This window comes from Listeria immobilis, assembly GCF_014322845.1.
Taxonomy (GTDB): Bacteria; Bacillota; Bacilli; order Lactobacillales; family Listeriaceae; genus Listeria; species Listeria immobilis.
In genome coordinates, this window is the sequence record NZ_JAASUA010000004.1 from 14,642 (window position 1) to 34,861 (window position 20,220).

Here is a 20,220-nt window from a genome sequence, read left to right on the forward strand (position 1 = left end):
TATGAGGAAGATTTATTTATATTTTGTGTTACTTTTAGGCATAGTGATGATTGGTCTTGGTATCTATCTAATATTTAACCCAAGCACATCATTAAAAGCGCTAACTATTTTTATTGGGATTATTTTAGTCTTAAATGGTATTAATGAAGCGGTTTCTTATTTTGGTGAACGGAAATATTGGAGTATTTCTAAATGGATATTGCTTGATGGGGTACTATCCATAGCGGTTGGGGCCTTCGCAATTTTCCAATCTAACATGGCAGAACGTATTTTTATCATTATATTTGCAATTTGGATTTTAGCCTCAGCAGTATTACGAATTTTAACTGCATTTTCTGTGAAAGGTCTGCCAGGTTGGACACTATTACTTGTAATGGGGATTCTTGGATTAATCATTGCCATTGTTTCACTATTTACCAATACATTAGTAGCAATTGCGGTTGGGCTTATTTTAGGAATCTTTTTCATTTTGCAAGGTGTAACTTGTTTATCACTTTGGAAAGTAATAAGAAAAGGTTAATATAAAGTACAAAACTGAGGGAATTGTCACAAAATAGACAAAATGAGAAGAAAGAGGGTTCTTTAAGAACTTTTTTCTTCTCTTTTTTTTATTATGATATAAAAAGATTCAATAGAGGGGGAACTAATGAAAGGAGCGTTTACTATGGAGATAATGTTTTTTTTAACTGGTAATCCTATGTTTCAAGAAGTAGCAAAACTAGTTTACTGGGAAAAAGAGGAAATTATCGATTGTCCAGCAAATGGCCAATATGTATACGCAATCGATGAAGGTATTGTGATGCAGTACGCGCAAAAAAACACTTCATGGGGGAAAGGGATGGTTTTTGGCTTTACAAGAGAAGCGACAAAAATTCAACCCCTCAGCAAAACGGTTGTTTGGAAAATCCCGTTAATTTATGTGGAAGAAACTTTAAAAGATGTAAAGAACATAAGTATAGAGAGTTTGATTGAAATAGAGACAAATTCTCTAAGTAATTACCAAAAAAATGATAGTGTTCAGTGGTTTATCAATAAAATTCCGGGAAGAATTCGAGCAACAACTTGGAAAATAGAAAAAGAATCTGTTCGAAAAGATATAACAAAATCTATATCGAATGAAGTATGGCGTGAACAATTAAACAGTTTGAAGGAATTAAATATTATTAAAGAGCTAGGTTACTATCTTGAAGTGAACTTGCTGCTATTACATGCATATGTTAGGCAATTAAACTATAATTTACTTACCCAAAAAAATAATTGAACTATTTTTCTTAATTTAACAGACAAAAAGTAAGATTCATAGTAGACTTATATTAACCATGATAGGAATTTATCGCCAGTCTCTTTTTAGCCACCAGCAAAATTTGCTAGGTGGCCTTTTTAATGAAATTTTCCTTTTCGGATGGGGTTAGTTGTGATAACCTAAAAAAGTGAGTTTCAAGGAAGGGAAAGTGTAGTTATGACAAAATGGTTACCAAGGGATTTATGGATTGTTATTATTGGGATGGTGTTACTTTATACAGGGCTTTCGTTTATATGGCCTTTTAATATGATTTATATGACGCAAGAGCTAGGTATGACAACAACAGATGCATCACTAGTTTTGTTAATTAACTCAGGAGTAGGGATTGTGTCAAGTATTATTGGGGGATTAATCTTTGACCGCTTCTCTGGGTTTATTTCACTTACGATTGGAACAGTTATACTTGTACTTGCTACTGCTTCACTATGTTTTTTTCACGGCTTTCCATTTTTTATTTGGAACTTATGGGCTGTAGGAGTTGCGATGGGAATGGTTTTCTCAGGGCTTTATGCAGCAGCTGGTTTAACGCATCCAACTGGTGGGAGAACTGGTTTTAATGCCATTTATGTAGCACAAAATATCGGCGTTGCAATCGGACCGTTATTAGCAGGCATACTCGCAAAACAAGGAATGAGCCAAGTGTATATTGGGTCATTTGTTTTTGCACTAGTTTTTGCTGGTTATTTTTTCTTTTTCTTCCATAAAATTGACTGGAAATCTGAAAAAGTCGTTGTGGAAACGAAGCATCGTAAGAAAAATGCTAAGCGAGAGTTTCCGACTAAGTTAGCACTATGGTCATTTGTATTGTTATTGCTTACCTACTTGCTGTGTCAATTACCGCATGTCCAGTGGCAATCCAATTTGTCCACATATATGACAGAAATAAAAGGTGTAACAGCAAGCCAATATGGTAACTTATGGAGTTTAAATGGTGCACTTATCGTACTTGGACAATTTATCTTAATTCCAGTGGTAAATAGATTTAAAAAACACTTGTTAGCACAGATCTATATTGGGATTTCTTTATTTATTTTATCTTTTGTTGTAGCAATGAATGCTAGTGTTTATAGTGGCTTTGTGCTTGGGATGATTTTTTTAACATTTGGAGAAATGTTTGCTTGGCCAGCTATTCCAACTATTGCCTATCAACTTGCTCCAAAAGGCGCAGCAGGACTATATCAAGGGTTAGTCAACGGAATGGCGACTGCTGCTCGAATGTTGGCGCCATTTGCAGGAGCTATTGTCGTTCAAAATTTAGGTGGGATAAAAGCCTTGTTCATTGGCGCATTTATATTACTCGGCTGTGCGCTTATTAGTATCACATTACAACAAATTCTACAGAAAAAAGACCAACAAGAAAAAGCAACAATGAAAATTTCCATGAGTCAGGGGGAATAAAAATGAAATTATGGAAAAATGGTCAATTTTATCAAATGACTGCTGAAGGTGAAGTAGTTTCGGCGGTATTAACTGAAAATGGTCGGATTTTTGCAATTGGTGAAACGGCAGAATTAGAAACTAACTATCAAAATAAAATTGAAGAAACAATTGATCTTGCTGGAAAAACAATTTTTCCTGGCTTTGTCGATGCGCATATTCATTTATTATGGTATGGACAAGCATTAGAGCGACTGAATTTAAATCAAACTACGACAAAAGAAGAAGCAATATCACTTATTTCAGAACGAGTAAAGCAACTAGCAGAAGATGAATGGCTGTTTGTTGAAGGTTATGATGAAAACAAATGGTCTGATGAACAAACCTTTATTTCATTAGCAGATTTAGATGGAGTAAGTAGTACCAATCCAATATTAGTGAGACGAATTGATTATCATAGTGTATCGATTAATTCGGCTTTATTAGCACATATAAACGATTTTTCGGATAATGGCTTTGATGGCGGAGGCGAAATTGTTCAAAATAGTATGGGAGATTTTACGGGAGTATTAAGAGATAATGCAACTACACTCGCAATTGATGCTTTTCCACCAGCTACACCATCTGAATTAACAGCATGGTTAGAAATAGCTATTAAAGATTTATGGTCAAAAGGAATTACAGGCGCTCACTCAGAAGATTTACATTATTTTACAGGCTTTCAGTCAACGCTAGCTGCTTTTAGAGAAACTTTAGGCGCAGAAAAGTTACCATTTCGCGCGCAGCTTTTAATTCATCATGCAGAATGGGAGGCATTTATTTCTTCAAATGAAAGCTTTATTAATGGCGATGAATTTGTAGAACTGGGTGCGATGAAAATTTTTTATGATGGTACTGTTGGATCACGGACGGCTTTAATGAGTGCTGGTTATGCAGATAATCCAAATGAAAAAGGCTTGCAAATCCATTCAGACGCAAGTTTTGAAAATTTAGTTAAACTAGCCAGAAAAGAAGGTCTGCCAGTTGCCATTCATATTCTCGGTGACTTAGCATTTTCCAATGTGATACGTTGTTTGCGTGCCAATCCACCGAAAGCCGGACAATACGACCGCTTGATTCATACCCCATGGCTTACAAAAGAATTAGTAGTCGAGGCCGCTAAATTGCCAGTACTATTTGATATTCAACCACAATTTATGGCAAGTGATCTTCCGTGGGCAATCGATGTCCTTGGAGAAACACATCCACCATTAGCATTCGCCTGGAAATCATTGATTAAATCCGGGCTTCATTTGGCAGGGGGAAGCGATGCGCCAATTGAAGTGCCCAATCCATTTTGGGCGATTCATGCTGCTGTCACGAGAACCGCAAATGCAGATTTAAATGGAGTTAAGTATTGGCCAGAAGAAGCTTTAAGCGTATACGAAGCAATTCAGTTATATACAACAGGAGCTGCTTTTGCTAGTTATAAAACAAGTTCTCGTGGGCAAATCAAACCAGGTTATGTCGCTGATTTCACCATTTTGACTACAGATCCATTTCAAATAGAACCAGCTGCAATCCGTGATATTGCAGTAGAAATGACTGTTGTAAATGAGCGAATCGTCTATCAAAAAACTCCATACTAAGACGGATGTTTTCGAATAGCTTTTTTGCTAGCATGGGGAACGAAGCAAATACGCTAAAAGGGAATTTTTATAGCGCAGATACATCAGAGTGTGATAGAAAACGAGGGATGTAACAATGGAGATTTTTGAACTTATTTTATTAATGTTAAGTGCAGTATTTTTATCGAACGTATTAAGTCGGTTTTTGCCTAGTATTGCGGTGCCTTTAATACAAGTATTATTAGGAATTATTTTGGCAATTCCACTTGGCAACCATACGATAGATTTAAATCCAGAGTTGTTTTTATTACTCTTTATGGCACCACTACTTTTTAATGACGGGGCGAATACGGATAAAAAATCATTATGGAAAAACCGAAAAGCAATTTTGTCATTATCTATTGGATTAGTGTTTGTGACAGTTGGGATACTTGGAACATTTATTCATTATTTAATTCCAGTAATTCCTTTTGCAGCCGCATTTGCACTTGCTGCTGCACTTGCCCCAACAGACGCCGTTGCAGTAGGTGCTTTGGCAGAAAAAGTAAAAATCCCACATAAAATCATGCATATTTTAGAAGGAGAGTCTTTGATAAATGATGCTTCGGGACTAGTTTCGTTCCAATTTGCGGTGCTGGCACTTGTAACAGGTACTTTTTCATTTATGACGGCTGGAACAAGCTTTTTATTATTATCTTTAGGCGGGATTGCGCTTGGGGCTGTAATGAGTTTGCTTAAAATTATGCTAATGCGCGGTTTACGGCAAATGGGGATTGAAAATGTTACCTCCTTTATGCTGATGGAAATATTATTGCCGTTTTTAATCTTTATGGTGGCAGAAAAAGTGGGGGTTAACGGAATTTTAGCAGTTGTAAGTGGTGGTATAGTTCATTCTTTCAGCTATAAGAAAATCAATCCTGAAATTGCCCAGTTGAATTTACTCTCAAAAAGCACTTGGTCTGTTATTACTTTTAGTTTAAATGGATTGGTATTTATTTTGCTAGGAACGCAGCTGCCACAAATTATGGAGACGATTTGGTTAGATTCAGGTATTCATAAAAGTATGCTGTTTGTATATATTTTAGGAATTACCATTTTATTACTTGGTCTTCGTTTTCTTTGGATTTTGTTTTTCCGAAACTTTGAGGAGCAACCGAAAAATGATTTAATTAGCAGACTAAAAAATACTTTTCTCTATACAGTTGCTGGTGTAAGGGGAACAATCACTTTGGTCAGTGCACTTTCGCTTCCATTTGTGCTTGGTAATGGAAATGCCTTTCCAGAGCGAGACTTGCTTATTTTCATTGCGGCTGGCGTTATTATCACCACGCTTCTACTTGCCAATTTTACCTTACCACTTTTTGCCGCAAAAAAAGATGTGACGGTTACAGACCACAAAGCCGATATCACTTTATTGCGCGATGTAGTAAAGCAACTACAAACATATAAAACAGACGAAAATATTGTCGAAATGAATAAAGTCTTAAAAATGTATAATGATCGAATTTTTTCACTGATGAAGCATAAAGATTTAAATGCAACAGAAAAAGAGCTTCGACGTTTGACACAAGAATGGCAACTTGAAAATACTAGGAGACTTGTTTTTGAAAGAAAAATTGATACAGGTGTCGGATTATCTTTAATGATGCGACTTGGAAAAAGATTATACGTCCAAACACGGGAACAGAAATATCGTGCCAGAGTCCGATATCGTCAAATGTTGCATCAACGTTTTCGTAGCTTTCGTATCGTTCCTTTATCGTTTGAAGAGCGCAAAAATGAGCGCATTAAATTACAAAAGGAAAACAACGAATTTATCGTACAAAAATTATACGAGTTAGACAATACGGAATTTAGCCCAGAAATTATCTCGCAGTATTTGATGAACTTTGAACAGTCGCTTTTCGCCAAAAATGCTAGAAGAGAAAGTGACCTAGAAGAGTTGCAAATCACCATTGATCTTGCATCCCAAATTGAACGAGAAACAATTCAACGATATTTTGAAAAAGGCGAGATTACACGAAAAGAAATGAAAGTATACCGGGATAATTTACTTGCAATAGAAGCTAGTTTCCAAATGTAATACAGGGAAGAGGCATATAATAATGTGCGAGTTATATAGGAAAACCAGCTAGGCCAATTCTGCGGTCTAGCTGTATTTTTTAACAGAACTTTTTGAGAAAACACTACTTTTTTGTTACAATAAAAGAAAAAGGAGCTTGATGATGCGTTTAGATAAACTATTGTCTCACACAGGTTTTGGAAGCCGAAGAGAAGTAAAACCACTCCTGAAATCTGGTTCAGTTGTAGTAAATGGTACCATCCAAAAAGATAGCAAACGACAAGTAAATCCAGAAAAAGATCAAATTACAGTTCATGGAAACCCCGTTATCTATCAAGAATTTGTTTATTTTATGCTACATAAACCGCAAAATGTGGTTAGCGCAACAGAGGATAATCTATCGGAAACAGTCATTGATTTATTGGCACAAGAAGATACGCTAACAAATCCTTTTCCTGTAGGCAGGTTAGATAAAGATACAGAAGGACTATTAATTATTACTAACGACGGAACATTAGCACACAATTTATTATCTCCAAAGAAGCATGTCAATAAAACATATTATGCCAAAATCGAAGGCGATGTGACAGCAGCTGATGTAGAAATATTTCAAGCCGGGATTACATTAGATGACGGCTATACCTGCAAACCAGCAAAATTAGAAATTATTACGCCAAACGAAATCAACATAACGATACAAGAAGGTAAATTCCATCAAGTGAAAAGAATGTTTGCAGCAACAGGAAAAACAGTCACATATTTAAAACGAATTTCTATGGGAAATCTGAAGTTAGATGAATCACTTGACTTAGGCGAATACCGTCCGCTAACCGATGAAGAACTAGCCCTTTTACAAAATAAATAAAATAAGCGAAAATTTTCTTCTAAAGAGAAGTGGGTTTTCGTTTTTTTATTTGCAAAAGAAAGCTTTTACATATATAATAAACTTGTGTTTGAAAAAGAAACAAAAGTTTGGTGACGGAGGTGCATTATATCGTGGAGAATAATAAAGCGAAAATGAACGAAAAGGAAGAGATAATTTTCAATTCCATCCGTAAAAATCCTTACATTTCTCAACAAGAGCTTGCTGATATTCTTGATTTATCGCGACCAACAGTAGCAAACCTTATTTCCGGTCTAATTAAAAAAGGTCGTATCTTAGGTAAAGCCTATATTTTAAATGAAGCAAAGCAGATTGTTTGTATAGGCGGGGCGAATGTTGATCGAAAGTTTTATATTAAAGATAAAGCACAATTGGCTACATCCAACCCAGTGCGTTCAACGCAAAGTGCCGGCGGAGTTGCCAGAAATGTTGGTGAAAATCTAGGGCGTCTGGGAAAAGAAGTTATTTTACTCACAGCTTGTGGTACAGATTCAGATTGGGAAGCCGTCAAAAGCGCTAGTAATACATACATGAATTTAGATTATGTTGCTGCATTTCCAAGTATTGCAACAGGGTCTTATACAGCTGTACTCGAAAACAATGGAGATTTACTGGTTGCACTAGCTGACATGGATGCATACGACCACCTAACTCCTGATGTACTAACCAAAAATGAAGGTTTACTCAGTCAAGCAAGCGCAATTATTGCTGACTTGAATTGCCCGAAAGAAACATTGGAGTATTTAGGGAATTTTGCAGAAATTAATATGATTCCCTTAGTTTTGGTACCTGTATCCTCTCCTAAAATGTCTCATTTACCAGATCGGCTTGATCATGTAACTTGGCTAATTTGTAATCGAGATGAATCAGAAACACATCTAGGAATGACAATTGAGAACGAGGAAGATTGGCATTTAGCTGCAAAAAAATGGCTTGATTTAGGGGTAACAAATGTCATTATCACGAATGGTAGTAAAGGTGCAGTAGCTGCAAATGTAGAAGAAGGAATCATTTTTGAACCAGCAATAGTGGTTGAAGATATCGTTGATGTGACTGGAGCAGGTGATGCATTTTGCTCAGCAGTTATCTACGCATGGTTAGAAAGAAAATCATTGCAGGAAATTTTAAAGACAGGGAGCGTTAATGCTGCGCGAACACTGGAATCAGAATACACCGTTCGCCAAAATTTATCCACTTCCCAACTACAAAAAGATCTGGAGGAATTCAAATGAAAAATTATCTATCATTATCTGAAGAAGTTAAACAAGCAAAGGCGGAAGGAAAAGCAATTGTAGCACTTGAGTCAACGATTATTTCTCACGGCATGCCTTACCCGCAAAATGTTAAAATGGCACGCGATGTAGAACAAATCATTCGAGATAACGGTGCAGTCCCAGCAACCATCGCACTTATAGATGGTAAAATAAAAATTGGTTTATCTGATGAAGAACTAGAATTATTCGGAAAAAGCACAAATGTAGCAAAGGTTTCTCGTCGTGACATTGGTTATCTTGTTGCAACAAAACAATTAGGAGCAACAACAGTAGCGGCAACAATGATTTGTGCGGAATTAGCAGAAATTGGCATTTTTGTAACTGGTGGAATTGGTGGTGTACACCGCGGCGCTGAAACGACAATGGATATTTCGGCTGATTTAGAGGAACTAGCGAAAACAAATGTGGCAGTCATTTGTGCCGGAGCTAAATCTATTCTTGATTTAAGCTTAACTATGGAATACTTAGAAACAAAAGGCGTTCCAGTAATTGGTTATCAAACAGATGTATTACCAGCATTCTACACACGTTCAAGTGATGTGGAATTAACTCTACGCGCAGATTCACCAGAAATTATCGCAGCTTCTCTTAAAGCAAAATGGGATCTTCAAATTGAAGGTGGAGCAGTAATCACAAATCCAATCCCGGAAGAATTTGCAATGGATGAAAAAGTAATCAATGATGTTATTCAAACTGCTTTAAAAGAAGCAGAAGAAAATCACATTCACGGTAAAGATGTAACACCATTCTTACTTGGAAAAGTAAAAGAATTAACAGATGGTAAAAGTTTGGAAGCAAATATTGAACTTGTAAAACATAATGCATTAATTGGTGCTCAAATTGCCGTAGCTTACCAAAACAGCTAATCATTTGAAAGCTGTCATCTCTATAAAGATGGCGGCTTTTTATGTTAAAATAAAAGAAAGAATAAAGGAGGAATCAAAATGATTGCAGTAAGTGCCTGTCTTGCCGGAATTGCATGCAGATATGATGGACAAGATAAAGAAATTACAAAAATAAAACAAATGGTTGAGAATGGAGAAGCAATTGCATTTTGCCCTGAAATTATTGGAGGTCTTGAAATACCAAGAAACCCAGCAGAAATAGTTGGCGGAGATGGTAAAGATGTTTGGTGTGGTCGTGCAAAAGTTATGGATAACGAAGGAAATGATGTTACCGAAGAGTATAAGCGCGGTGCCACCTTAACGCTTACAAAAATGAAGCAACTTAATATCACTAAAATAATTATGAAAGAGAATAGTCCATCATGTGGTAGCTGTGCTATTTACGACGGCACCTTCTCTGGAAAAACGAAAGAAGGTACCGGCGTAGCAGCAGCGCTTTTTATAGCAAATGGGATTGAAGTTGAGTCAGAATTTGCTATTTAAAAGCAAGTGACCCCATTGGATCCCAAGGTTTTAAGACAATTGGCTCTTGTTCAAAGGCATTCAATAATTCTTTAGGTAAATATTTTTTCCGAACAACTACTTGGAATGTGTATTCATCCATCCACGAATCACTCGCAACAAAATAACCTTTATTGCCAATAGCTTCTCCCCAACTGTTTTCTACTTTCCAGCGGTTGATTTTTCCATCGGCAATATTAATTCCTGTTAGTACCATGGCATGTGTAAGCATACTATGTTTGTAATCAAGACGCTCTGCTTTAGTCATCGTAGTATTAAAACCAAAAGCTTGATTTAATAAGAAAATATTGGTATCCATAATACCACTAGTTCGTTCTGAAAGCTGGCCAACATCACAACCAAACCAAACTGTTTCGCCATCTTTTATTTGCTCTGCAGCAGCTTTTTTCAACACATCCATTTCAACATTTAGATATTTAATGGGTGTCCCACCAACAATGTTACCTAAATAATCTACGGTAAAAACTTGATTAAATGGCTTATCTTTTGTTGGGGCATTAATAAGTGGGATATAATCCTTTAAATCAATATCAATATACCGTTTGAAAAAATCTGTAGGTGAAATTTGTAAATCTTGTTTAAATTCGTTATTTTTGTCACGATATTCAAAGTCAAAAGTTTTTGGTGGTTCACCAAGCGACATCACTAAAAGTTGATAAATTTCTGCAAGCATATCTTCCTTTAATTGTGCGACAGAAGTATTCTCCCTAACTGCTTTTCTTAAAATAACGGCGTCTGTACGAAGGCGTTCATTTAATAAATGATTTAAATCAGCGGATTTGCTACTTTGAAAAGTTTCTGGCATAGCTGCTTTTGGAACAACCCCATATTTTTCAATAATAGAAACTAACATATCCCACTGACCACCATCTTGTTGCGGTGTATCAAGCAACCACGAAACTAGACGACTATCTTCATCCTCCTGTGCAGTTTCAATGATATTCTCTAAAAAATAATTTGCTTTCTCTAACTTATCCCAAAAATTAGTATAATTCTGCGACAACTCAAAATCCTTCAAACCAAGCGTTCCATTCAATTTATGACGGAATGTATTTAGTGCTGCAAACATCCAACACCGTCCACTTTGTTGTTGATTAGAAACCTTATCTGTTGTTACTTCATGAGAAAAGATAGGTTGAACAGCCACTTTTGATTCTGGGTTTTCTGTAGCAGCTTTAATCCCATTCTTCATAATACTAGCTTGGATTACCAGATTATCCGGATTTTCCCGCCATTTTTTAGAAAATTTTTCTAATTGACTCCATGTTAAATCTGTACTCATATTTATTCCTCCTATATACAAATATATCTTCCAATTAAGTATACTCCTAAAAATAAAAACTTCATAAGAAAATAAATGATTGAACTTTTATGGCGGTTTGTAAAGGTTTTTATGCTATAATATGAATGAATTTGGAAACGAATGATTGTTTTTGAATGAAAACGGTTGATTTTGAAAGAAAAAGATGATAAACTAACTTTGGATGGAGGAACAAGTATGTTAAGTGCAGAGCGAAAACAGCTTATTATGGAGCGTATTGAGCAACTTGGTGTCATTAAATTACAGGAATTAGTGGAAGGGTTAAGTACATCTGAATCAACTATTCGGCGTGATTTAATTGAACTAGAACAACAAGGTCTCATTGAGCGCGTTCATGGTGGTGCGAAGATTACTAACTCGCATAACCAAGAACCAAGTATGAATGAAAAATCATTCAAAAACATTCAAAATAAAAAAGAAATTGCAGCGTATTGCGCTAGTTTAGTCGAAGAAAATGATTGTATTTATTTAGATGCAGGATCAACTACATTAGAAATAATTAAACATTTAGCAAATCGAAATATTACTGTAGTTACAAATGGTTTAACACATATTGAAGAATTAGTTCATCAAAGTATAGATGCGTATCTTTTAGGAGGCAAAATGAAAGTGCATACAAAAGCAATAATTGGTGCGGTTGCCTTAGATAACATCAAAAACTATCATTTTGATAAAGCTTTTATTGGTACAAATGCCATGCATCCGGAACATGGCTATACTACACCTGATATGGAAGAAGCCTTTGTAAAACGTGCCGCAAAAGAACGAGCTGATCGAGTGTTTGTAGTAGCAGATCATACTAAATTTGCAGAAGTTAAATTTTCTAAAATGTTCTCTTTAGATGAAGCAACAATCATTACAGACTACATTCCTCTAGAAGTAAAAGAATCCTTTATCCAAAAGACTAAAATAATCGAGGTAGAAAAATGATTTATACAATTACTTTAAACCCATCCATTGATTATATTGTACAAATCGACCAGTTAAATCTTGGTGAATTAAATCGCATGAAACAGGATTACAAATTACCTGGTGGCAAAGGTATTAATGTCAGTCGCGTACTAAATCAATTAAATGTCCCAAGCCTAGCTACAGGATTTACTGGTGGATTTACTGGTGGATTTATTAATGATTGGCTTAAAAATGAAAGTGTGAAAACTGGATTTGTGAAAATAAAAGATGATACTCGCATTAATATTAAGTTAAAGCATGGAGAAGAAACTGAAATCAACGGCTTAGGTCCTGCCATTTCAGAAAATGAAGTCAAAGAATTTTTGGCTATGATGGATAATATAACAGCTGATGATATTGTCATTTTATCTGGCAGTGTTCCACCATCACTAGGAAATGATTTTTATAATAAAATAATACAAATCTGTCAAGATAAACAAGCTGAATTTATGATTGATACAACTGGACAAGAATTATTAGCTGCACTTCCAAATAAACCTATTTTAATTAAACCTAATCACCATGAACTGGCCGAATTATTTGATGTTCAATTGAGTGGTGTAGAAGAACTTATTCCATACGGCAAAAAATGCTTGGAGTTAGGTGCACAACATGTAATTGTATCCATGGCTGGTGACGGAGCACTTTTATTTACAGGTGAAGAAGTATTTTTTGCAGAAGCTTTAAATGGAGAGCTGAAAAACTCAGTTGGAGCAGGTGACTCCATGATTGCTGGATTTATTGGGACTTTTGATAAGACAAGAGATCCATTGAAAGCATTTGAAGCAGGTGTTGCAACGGGTGGGGCTACAGCATTCTCAACGGATTTAGCCCAAGCAGAATTAATAAATAAATTATTGCCACAAGTGAAGGTAACTAAAATAGCAGGGAGGAACTAAAATGAGAATTACGGACTTACTTAGTAAAGATGTGATGATTATGTCTTTAAAAGCAACGACAAAAGAAGCGGCGATTGACGAAATGATTGCTTCCTTAAAGAGTAAAGGGAAAATTAATGATGCAGGACTTTTTAAAGAAGAAATTATGAAACGTGAAGCGCAAAGTTCGACAGGTATTGGCGAAGGAATTGCTATGCCTCACGCAAAGACAAAGGCAGTTAATGAACCCACTGTTGTTTTTGCAAAAAGTGAAAATGGCTTAGATTATAACTCTTTAGATGGTCAACCAGCACATCTTTTCTTTATGATTGCAGCGACGGATGGTGCTAACGCAACTCATTTAGAAACTTTAGCAGCGCTTTCTAGATTGCTAGTTCACCCAACATTTGTTCAAAGTTTAAAAGATGCTAAAACGCCTGAAGAAGTAATAAGCCTCTTCAATAAAGAACAAGGAGATGCAGAAGAAGCAATTATTACTCCTAGCTCAAGTGCAGATACTGGTAAATCTGTTGTAGCTGTTACTGCGTGTCCAACAGGCATTGCGCATACGTATATGGCAGCAGAGAAATTGCAAGAAACAGCAAATAAATTAGGCGTAAAAATTAAAGTTGAAACAAATGGTTCGAGAGGTGTCGAAAATCGTTTGACTGATAAAGAAATTGCTGATGCAGATGGTGTAATTATCGCAGCGGATGTACAAGTTGATATGCCTCGCTTTAATGGAAAACATCTTATTGCTAAACCAGTGGCAGCAGGGATTCACAAACCAGAAGAGCTAATAAACGAGGCAATTTCAGGTAAAGCACCTGTTTATAAAGCAGAAGAAGGTAGTGAAACAACAAGTAGTTCTGATGGGCTTTCTATTGGACAACAAATTTATAAACATTTAATGAGTGGCGTTTCGCATATGCTACCGTTTGTTATTGGTGGAGGTATTGCAATTGCGATAGCTTTTATGTTGGATCAATTAATTGGAGTACCGCAAGATCAGCTTGCTAAATTAGGTTCATATAATGAAATCCCAGCATTGTTAAAACAAATTGGTGATGTGGCATTCGGTTTCATGCTTCCAGTATTTGCAGGTTATATTGCCTACAGTATATCGGATAGACCAGGATTAGTTGCTGGTTTTGTAGCAGGTGGAGTTGCTTCTGTTGGTGGAGCAGGATTCCTTGGTGCGTTAGTAGGTGGTTTTCTCGCAGGTTATGCTGTTGAATTAGTGAAATTAGTACTTAAGAAATTACCAAAAACATTAGATGGCATCAAAGTAGTTCTATTTTATCCAGTTTTATCTGTTTTGATTGTTGGTCTATTAATGTTGCTATTGAATGTACCAATGAGTGCTCTTAATACATGGTTAAATGATTTCTTAAATAGTTTAAGTGGAACAAATGCTGTTATTTTAGGCTTGTTACTTGGGGCGATGATGGCGGCAGACTTAGGTGGCCCAATCAATAAAGCCGCTTATATCTTTGCAACAGGAACTTTAGCTGCAAGTGTAGCAACTGGCGGAAGTGCAATTATGGCAGCTACAATGGCGGCAGGGATGGTTCCACCGCTTGCTACTTTTGTCGCAACTAGGGTCTTTAAAAATAAATTTACAGCGCAAGAACGTGATGCGGGATTGACAAACTCTATTCTAGGAGCATCATTTATTACAGAAGGTGCCATTCCTTTTGCGGCAGCAGATCCACTTCGAATGATTCCGAGTTTTATTGCTGGAAGTGCAATTACAGGCGCAATCGTTATGTTCCTAAATATTAAAGTATTAGCACCACATGGTGGAGTGTTCGTTATTTTCTTAGTGTCTCAACCATGGTTCTATATTATTGCAATTGTTATTGGAACCTTAATAAGTGCAGCCTTAATTGGATTTTTACGAAAGAAACCAACTGTATAAAATTGGGGAATCGTCTTTTGAAACAAAAAAGACGATTTCTTTTTTGTTTTCTCGAATTCTTTCCGAAAAATTGCTATAATAGAAATGAAGAGAGGTGGGCATATTGGAATTTGGAGAAAAGTTAATTCATTTACGAAAGAAAAATAGATTAACCCAAAAGCAATTGGCAGCAAAAATTGGTACAACTGCATCAACCATTAGTAAATATGAGAATGATAACCACCGACCGCCAATCTTTATTTTGGCAAAATTAGCGGAAACACTCGGAACAACAACAGATTTCTTATTAGATGATGTAGCGGGATTACGAGAAAAAAATTCAGTGAACGCCTTTCCTCTAATTGGTAATCCAGAACTAGAGAAATGGTATTTAGAGTTGCCATATACATATTCAGAAGAAGAATTATTAATGTTAAAACGAATTGCAGATGCGATTGAAAATAAGAAATAATAGAGGAAACCAGATATACAAGTAGTTTTGTATATCTGGTTTTTCTTTAATTAATTTTTAGGCTTGTCTGAGTTAGTAGGGTCATCATTTTCCAAAATCATTGTATTGTAATAACGTCTTGTTTCAGCTGCAAGCGTGGCAGGTGGGAAAAACATATTCATCGAAGGGAAATTGCTCTCCATCATACGCATTTTTTGAGAAAATTTCATATGTAGCATGGAAGTTCTAGCAATTTGATTATTAAAAGAGGCTAACGACATATCAATTTCAAAAGTTTGTTGATTAGAAAATCTAATTAAAGTGTGATTATAGCCTACTGTTTGGTATTCTTTAATATGTTGCGGGAAAATCCAAATGCACTCTGAGGTAGTAGGCGAGGCAGTTGGAAATGCATATGTGGACGTTACAGGGTCAACAATGATAGGTGGCTTATGAGTAACACCAATCAGATGCTTTGTTCCCTCCTTACGACCATCATAGCTAGAACCGAAAAAATTACAACTGGTTTTAATTAGCTCAAAAGGGGTAAATTTAGAAGTATAGTATGAATCAACTTCATAAATTTCTGAATAGACTGTACTTCCTGATTTTTTCGGAAAAATAATCATCGTGTGCGGGTTTACTTCATAAAACTGAGTACTAATTGGTTCTTTTTTCATTTCATTCAACTCTCCTATGTTTGTATTTATGTCTAAGAAGAAACCTAAAATTACCATCAAAAATAATAATTTTAAGTAACAACTAAGCATCAAAGTTAGTTATGAGTTTATTTTTTGTCATTATAGCACATGGTAATTTACAAGTCATTAGATTTTCGTAAAGTTGTATTTTCTAGCTGTTTTCTGTTTTTTCTTGCCATATTACAGTTTTTTAATTGTAATAAATATAAGTGAAGGAGTGGTAGTCGTGGAAATGCGTGATTTTTCTAATTCATTGATGAATCAGGTGGGCGTCCTTAAAGGGGAAAAAGAATTAACAAATGTATTTATTGAATGCTTCCTGACGATGCTCCTAGAAGAGAGAAAATTAGAACAACTTAGAGCTGAAATTGATAAAGCTCTCGATAATAGGAACGAAGCGAAATTCATCCAACTTACAGAAAAAATGAATAAAATCCAACAGGAAATGCTGGCTTTTGAGTAGAATATATGAAAAACTAAGATAGTAGTGCTATCTTAGTTTTTTTGAGCTGTTTTTTAAATTTTCATAGAAAAAATCCTTTGAAAAAAGTTCTGTACAGATAGCGTAAATGTGGTAAACTAAATAAAAACATATGTTCGGTGGTGAGGGTATGACATTTCAAATAATTGCAGGAAGATCAGGAACAGGTAAAACAACATATCTAATGAATGAAGTTGGAGCAAAAATAAGAAAAAATTCGAAAACATATATATTTATTGTTCCGGATCAAATGACTTTCCAAATGGAAACCAATTTTTTAAATAAAGAAAATCTCGCGGGAATGATGGGCACACAAATTTTTAGTTTCAGTAGGCTAGCATGGAAAATCCTTCAAGAAACAGGTGGATTATCTAAAACTTTTCTTAGTAAGACTGGTATTGAAATGGTTATTCGAAAAGCTGCTTTGGAAAAAAAAGAAGAGTTAAAAGTTTTCTCCAAAGCTACTTCTAGAAAAGGTTTTTATTCAGAGCTGGCCAATTTATTCAAAGAAATGAAGCAAGAAAAAATTTCAATGCATGATTTAGAAGATAGCGCAAGAACATTACCAACGAGTATAACAAATAAAGTGCATGATATTTCACTTATCTACCAAAAATATGAAGAGCTCTTAGCTGGTAAATTTCTTGAAAATGAAGATTACTTGCGCCTTTTAGCTGAAAAAATTATGGAGAGTGAGTATTTAAATAATACAGAGATAATTATTGATGGATTTAATTCATTTTCTAAGCAGGAATTGGCTGTTATAGAAAAATTAATGCAAAAATGCGATAAAGTGACTGTTTCACTTACATTGAATGTCCCTAATATTCGAGAAGGGTTGGAAGAGTATAGTATGTTTAAAGCGAGTACAGAAATGTATCTTGCTTTATTAGAAATAGCTAAATTAAATAATATTGATGTGGAAGAAGCTAAGTTGCTGAGTGAAAATAAGCGAGCTAGGACGCCTTCGCTAGAGTTTTTAGCTAATACTTGGGGTCAAAATAAATTTGCGGCTTTTGAAGGAAAAGTAACCAATTTAAACATCCATCAAGCTAATAATAGACGATCTGAATTAGAAGGAATCGCGCGTGAAATTCGGAAGCTCACCTCAAATGGTTACAGGTATAAAGATATTGCAATTTTAACCAGAAATCTAGGAGACTATGATGTTTTAGCTGAAACAGTAATGCAATCATATGATATTCCTATATTTATAGATAAGAAGCGTGTGATGGCTAAACACCCATTTATTGAGTTTATTCGCTCCAGCCTAGATGCAATCCAGTTTAATTGGAAATATGAGCCGATTTTCCAAGCAGTAAAAACAGAATTCTTCTTTGATGTTACGGAAGATGCAGCAGATATGCGCCGAAAATCAGATATTCTGGAAAACTATGTACTCGAAAATGGAATTCAAAATAAATGGAAATGGGAAAAAGAAGGTGACTGGGTTTATCGGAAAATCCGGGGTCTTTCTACCAACGTTTTGCCTCAAACAGATGAAGAGTTAAGCACACAAAATATTATTAATGAAATGCGAAATCGTATTTTAATACCACTCTCAACATTAGAAGTAAATTTAACTAAAGCGAAAACAGGACAAGAATTTGCATTAGCACTATACCATTATATAGAGCAAGTCCAAGTTGTAGAGCATTTAGAGGCATGGAGAAGAGTGGCAGAAGCTAGTGGTTATTTGGAACTTGCGCGAGAACATGAACAAGCGTGGAATTCTGTTTCATCACTTTTGGATGAGTTTGTCGAGGTTTTGGGAGAAGAATCTCTTGACTTACCAAGCTTTATAGAAATAGTTGTTACAGGACTTGATGCACTAGAATTTTCACTATTACCACCAGCACTAGATCAAGTAGTTTTATCTGATATGGAAAATGCTATGTTGCTAGATATGAAAGTTATTTTTGCGATTGGAATGAATGATGGTGTGATGCCACTTCGTCAAAAAGACAAAGGAATTCTGTCGGATCAAGATAGAGATTTTTTGAGAGAACAAAAGAGTAATTTAAAACCATCCGCTAAAAATAATATTGGGGAGGAAGATTTATTAGCTTATAAAGTAATTAGTTTGCCAAGTGATAAGTTGTTTCTTAGCTATCCGGCAGCTGACGAGGAAGGAAAAGTATTAAGCGAATCTAATTATCTTCGCAAAATAAAGGGACAACTTAAAAACTTGAGTGAAGCTGTATATTTAACAGATCCAAGTTTATTAAATGATGAAGAACAAAGCAGTTATATTCGATCAAAACAAGCCACATTAGGATTGCTTACAAGCCAACTACAAATGTATAAACGTGGCTATCCCATTTCAAATGTTTGGTGGGATGCATACAATAGTTATTTTAAGGACAAGAAGGAATCTACAACTGCAAAACAAGTATTATCAAGTTTATATTATGAAAATAAAACGGCATCATTGCAAGAAACGACTGCAAAAGGTTTATTTGGAGATAGTATCCATGCAAGTGTCTCTAGAATGGAGAAGTTTTTTAGTTGTGAATTTCAGCATTTTGCTCAATATGGCTTAAAATTAGAAGAACGAGCTCATTTCCAACTTCAAGCGGTAGATATGGGAGAAATTTTTCATGCGGCAATGGAATGGATTTCAGCTGAATTGAAACGTAATAATATGGACTGGGGAAGTTTAAAGGTAGAAGATTGTAAGCACTTGGCAAAACTTGCAATGACATTTTTAGCACCTAAAATTCAACATGAAATTTTACTTAGCTCTAAGCGAATGGAATATATCCAATACAAATTACTCCAAATAATCACAAGAGCAACAACCGTTTTAAATGAGCAGGCAAAAAGTAGTGCCTTTAGACCAGTTGGATTAGAGGTTGATTTTGGATTAAAAGGTGATATTCCACCATTAAAAATACCATTACAATCAAATAGTGAGCTACTTTTACAAGGTCGAATTGACAGGATTGATGTGGCAGAGCAAGATAATCGTACTTTTCTACGTATCATCGATTATAAATCAAGTTCACATGATTTAGCACTTACAGAAGTTTATTATGGACTGGCGTTACAGATGCTCACATATTTAGATATTGTGGTAATGAACGCACAGAAAATGCTTGGGAAAGAAGCAGAACCAGCAGGGGTGCTTTATTTCCATATGCATAATCAGTTTGTTGAATCGGACAAAGAATTAACGGAAGATCAGCTTGCTAAAGAAATACAAAAAAGTTCTAAAATGAAAGGATTAATTCTCTCTGACCCAGTTGCGGTTTCTTTAATGGATACAACGCTTGAAAAAGGAAAATCATCAACTATTATCCCAGCTGAGATTAAGCAAAACGGAGAACTTAGTGCTAGATCAAGAACTGCAACAAGAAGTGATTTTGACAAGATGCGTCAATTTGTACGCAATAAATATCAAGAAGCTGGCAATAAAATTTTGGATGGTTCAGTTTCAATCAATCCATATAAATTAAAAGAAAGAACACCTTGTCAATTTTGTGGATTTCGTTCGTTTTGTAGTTTTGACCCGTCATTAACAAGTAATCAATATAGACATTTAACAAATGAGAAGACAGAAACTATATTAAAGAAAATAGATATAGAAGGAGGAACGCAGTAG

The 20,220-nt window shown here is 35.4% G+C and carries 16 protein-coding genes and 1 pseudogene; 15 read left to right on the forward strand and 2 right to left on the reverse strand.

Features of this window, described 5'->3' with window-relative positions:
* Position 1: 1 nt before the first annotated feature.
* The 9 genes from HCJ45_RS06675 (at position 2) to HCJ45_RS06715 (ending at position 9,894) form a co-directional block, all read left to right on the forward strand.
* Positions 2-520: an HdeD family acid-resistance protein gene (locus HCJ45_RS06675; protein WP_185346566.1), complete on the forward strand. Its 519-nt coding sequence runs from the start codon at positions 2-4 to the stop codon at positions 518-520.
* Positions 521-646: 126 nt separating this feature from the next.
* Positions 647-1,261, forward strand: a complete 615-nt coding sequence (locus HCJ45_RS06680) for a hypothetical protein (protein ID WP_187124287.1) — start codon at positions 647-649, stop codon at positions 1,259-1,261.
* Between the two features lie 198 nt (positions 1,262-1,459).
* Complete coding sequence (locus HCJ45_RS06685; protein ID WP_185346570.1) at positions 1,460-2,701, forward strand: MDR family MFS transporter; 1,242 nt, start codon at positions 1,460-1,462, stop codon at positions 2,699-2,701.
* Between the two features lie 2 nt (positions 2,702-2,703).
* Positions 2,704-4,308 carry an amidohydrolase gene (locus tag HCJ45_RS06690; protein WP_187124288.1) on the forward strand — a complete coding sequence of 535 codons (1,605 nt, stop codon included), beginning with the start codon at positions 2,704-2,706 and terminating at the stop codon, positions 4,306-4,308.
* Positions 4,309-4,423: 115 nt separating this feature from the next.
* Positions 4,424-6,370 carry a Na+/H+ antiporter gene (locus tag HCJ45_RS06695; protein ID WP_187124289.1) on the forward strand — a complete coding sequence of 649 codons (1,947 nt, stop codon included), beginning with the start codon at positions 4,424-4,426 and terminating at the stop codon, positions 6,368-6,370.
* A gap of 142 nt (positions 6,371-6,512) precedes the next feature.
* Complete coding sequence (locus tag HCJ45_RS06700; RefSeq protein ID WP_187124290.1) at positions 6,513-7,214, forward strand: pseudouridine synthase; 702 nt, start codon at positions 6,513-6,515, stop codon at positions 7,212-7,214.
* Between the two features lie 131 nt (positions 7,215-7,345).
* Positions 7,346-8,464 carry a PfkB family carbohydrate kinase gene (locus HCJ45_RS06705; protein ID WP_187124291.1) on the forward strand — a complete coding sequence of 373 codons (1,119 nt, stop codon included), beginning with the start codon at positions 7,346-7,348 and terminating at the stop codon, positions 8,462-8,464.
* Positions 8,461-9,372: a pseudouridine-5'-phosphate glycosidase gene (locus HCJ45_RS06710; RefSeq protein WP_185346579.1), complete on the forward strand. Its 912-nt coding sequence runs from the start codon at positions 8,461-8,463 to the stop codon at positions 9,370-9,372. The genes HCJ45_RS06705 and HCJ45_RS06710 overlap by 4 nt, the downstream gene beginning before the upstream one ends.
* A 78-nt stretch (positions 9,373-9,450) precedes the next feature.
* Positions 9,451-9,894, forward strand: coding sequence for a 2-thiouracil desulfurase family protein (locus HCJ45_RS06715; protein WP_185346581.1), 444 nt, complete (start codon positions 9,451-9,453; stop codon positions 9,892-9,894).
* Here the strand turns inward: HCJ45_RS06715 and pepC are convergent.
* Positions 9,887-11,215 carry an aminopeptidase C gene (gene pepC / locus HCJ45_RS06720; RefSeq protein ID WP_187124292.1) on the reverse strand — a complete coding sequence of 443 codons (1,329 nt, stop codon included), beginning with the start codon at positions 11,213-11,215 and terminating at the stop codon, positions 9,887-9,889. The two genes, HCJ45_RS06715 and pepC, sit on opposite strands and share 8 nt — an antisense overlap.
* Before the next feature lie 216 nt (positions 11,216-11,431).
* On the opposite strand from pepC, the gene HCJ45_RS06725 reads away from it, so the two are divergent.
* From HCJ45_RS06725 to HCJ45_RS06740, 4 genes are all read left to right on the forward strand, one after another.
* A complete protein-coding gene (locus HCJ45_RS06725; protein ID WP_185346752.1) occupies positions 11,432-12,184 on the forward strand; it encodes a DeoR/GlpR family DNA-binding transcription regulator in 753 nt (250 codons plus the stop codon).
* A complete protein-coding gene (gene pfkB, locus HCJ45_RS06730; RefSeq protein WP_187124293.1) occupies positions 12,181-13,104 on the forward strand; it encodes a 1-phosphofructokinase in 924 nt (307 codons plus the stop codon). Before HCJ45_RS06725 ends, pfkB begins: the two co-directional genes overlap by 4 nt.
* Position 13,105: 1 nt before the next feature.
* Positions 13,106-15,004 carry a PTS fructose transporter subunit IIABC gene (locus tag HCJ45_RS06735; protein WP_187124294.1) on the forward strand — a complete coding sequence of 633 codons (1,899 nt, stop codon included), beginning with the start codon at positions 13,106-13,108 and terminating at the stop codon, positions 15,002-15,004.
* A gap of 103 nt (positions 15,005-15,107) precedes the next feature.
* On the forward strand, positions 15,108-15,455 hold the full coding sequence (locus HCJ45_RS06740; RefSeq protein WP_185346596.1) for a helix-turn-helix domain-containing protein: 348 nt from the start codon (positions 15,108-15,110) through the stop codon (positions 15,453-15,455).
* Between the two features lie 50 nt (positions 15,456-15,505).
* Here the strand turns inward: HCJ45_RS06740 and HCJ45_RS06745 are convergent, their stop codons facing one another.
* Positions 15,506-16,114 (reverse strand): competence protein ComK, encoded by a 609-nt coding sequence (locus HCJ45_RS06745; protein WP_185346598.1) that lies wholly within the window; start codon positions 16,112-16,114, stop codon positions 15,506-15,508.
* Between the two features lie 129 nt (positions 16,115-16,243).
* Between HCJ45_RS06745 and HCJ45_RS06750 the strand changes: the two are divergent.
* Positions 16,244-16,598, forward strand: a pseudogene (locus tag HCJ45_RS06750) (IDEAL domain-containing protein).
* Between the two features lie 148 nt (positions 16,599-16,746).
* Entirely contained in the window at positions 16,747-20,220 is a 3,474-nt protein-coding gene (addB, locus tag HCJ45_RS06755; protein WP_187124295.1) for a helicase-exonuclease AddAB subunit AddB, read from the forward strand.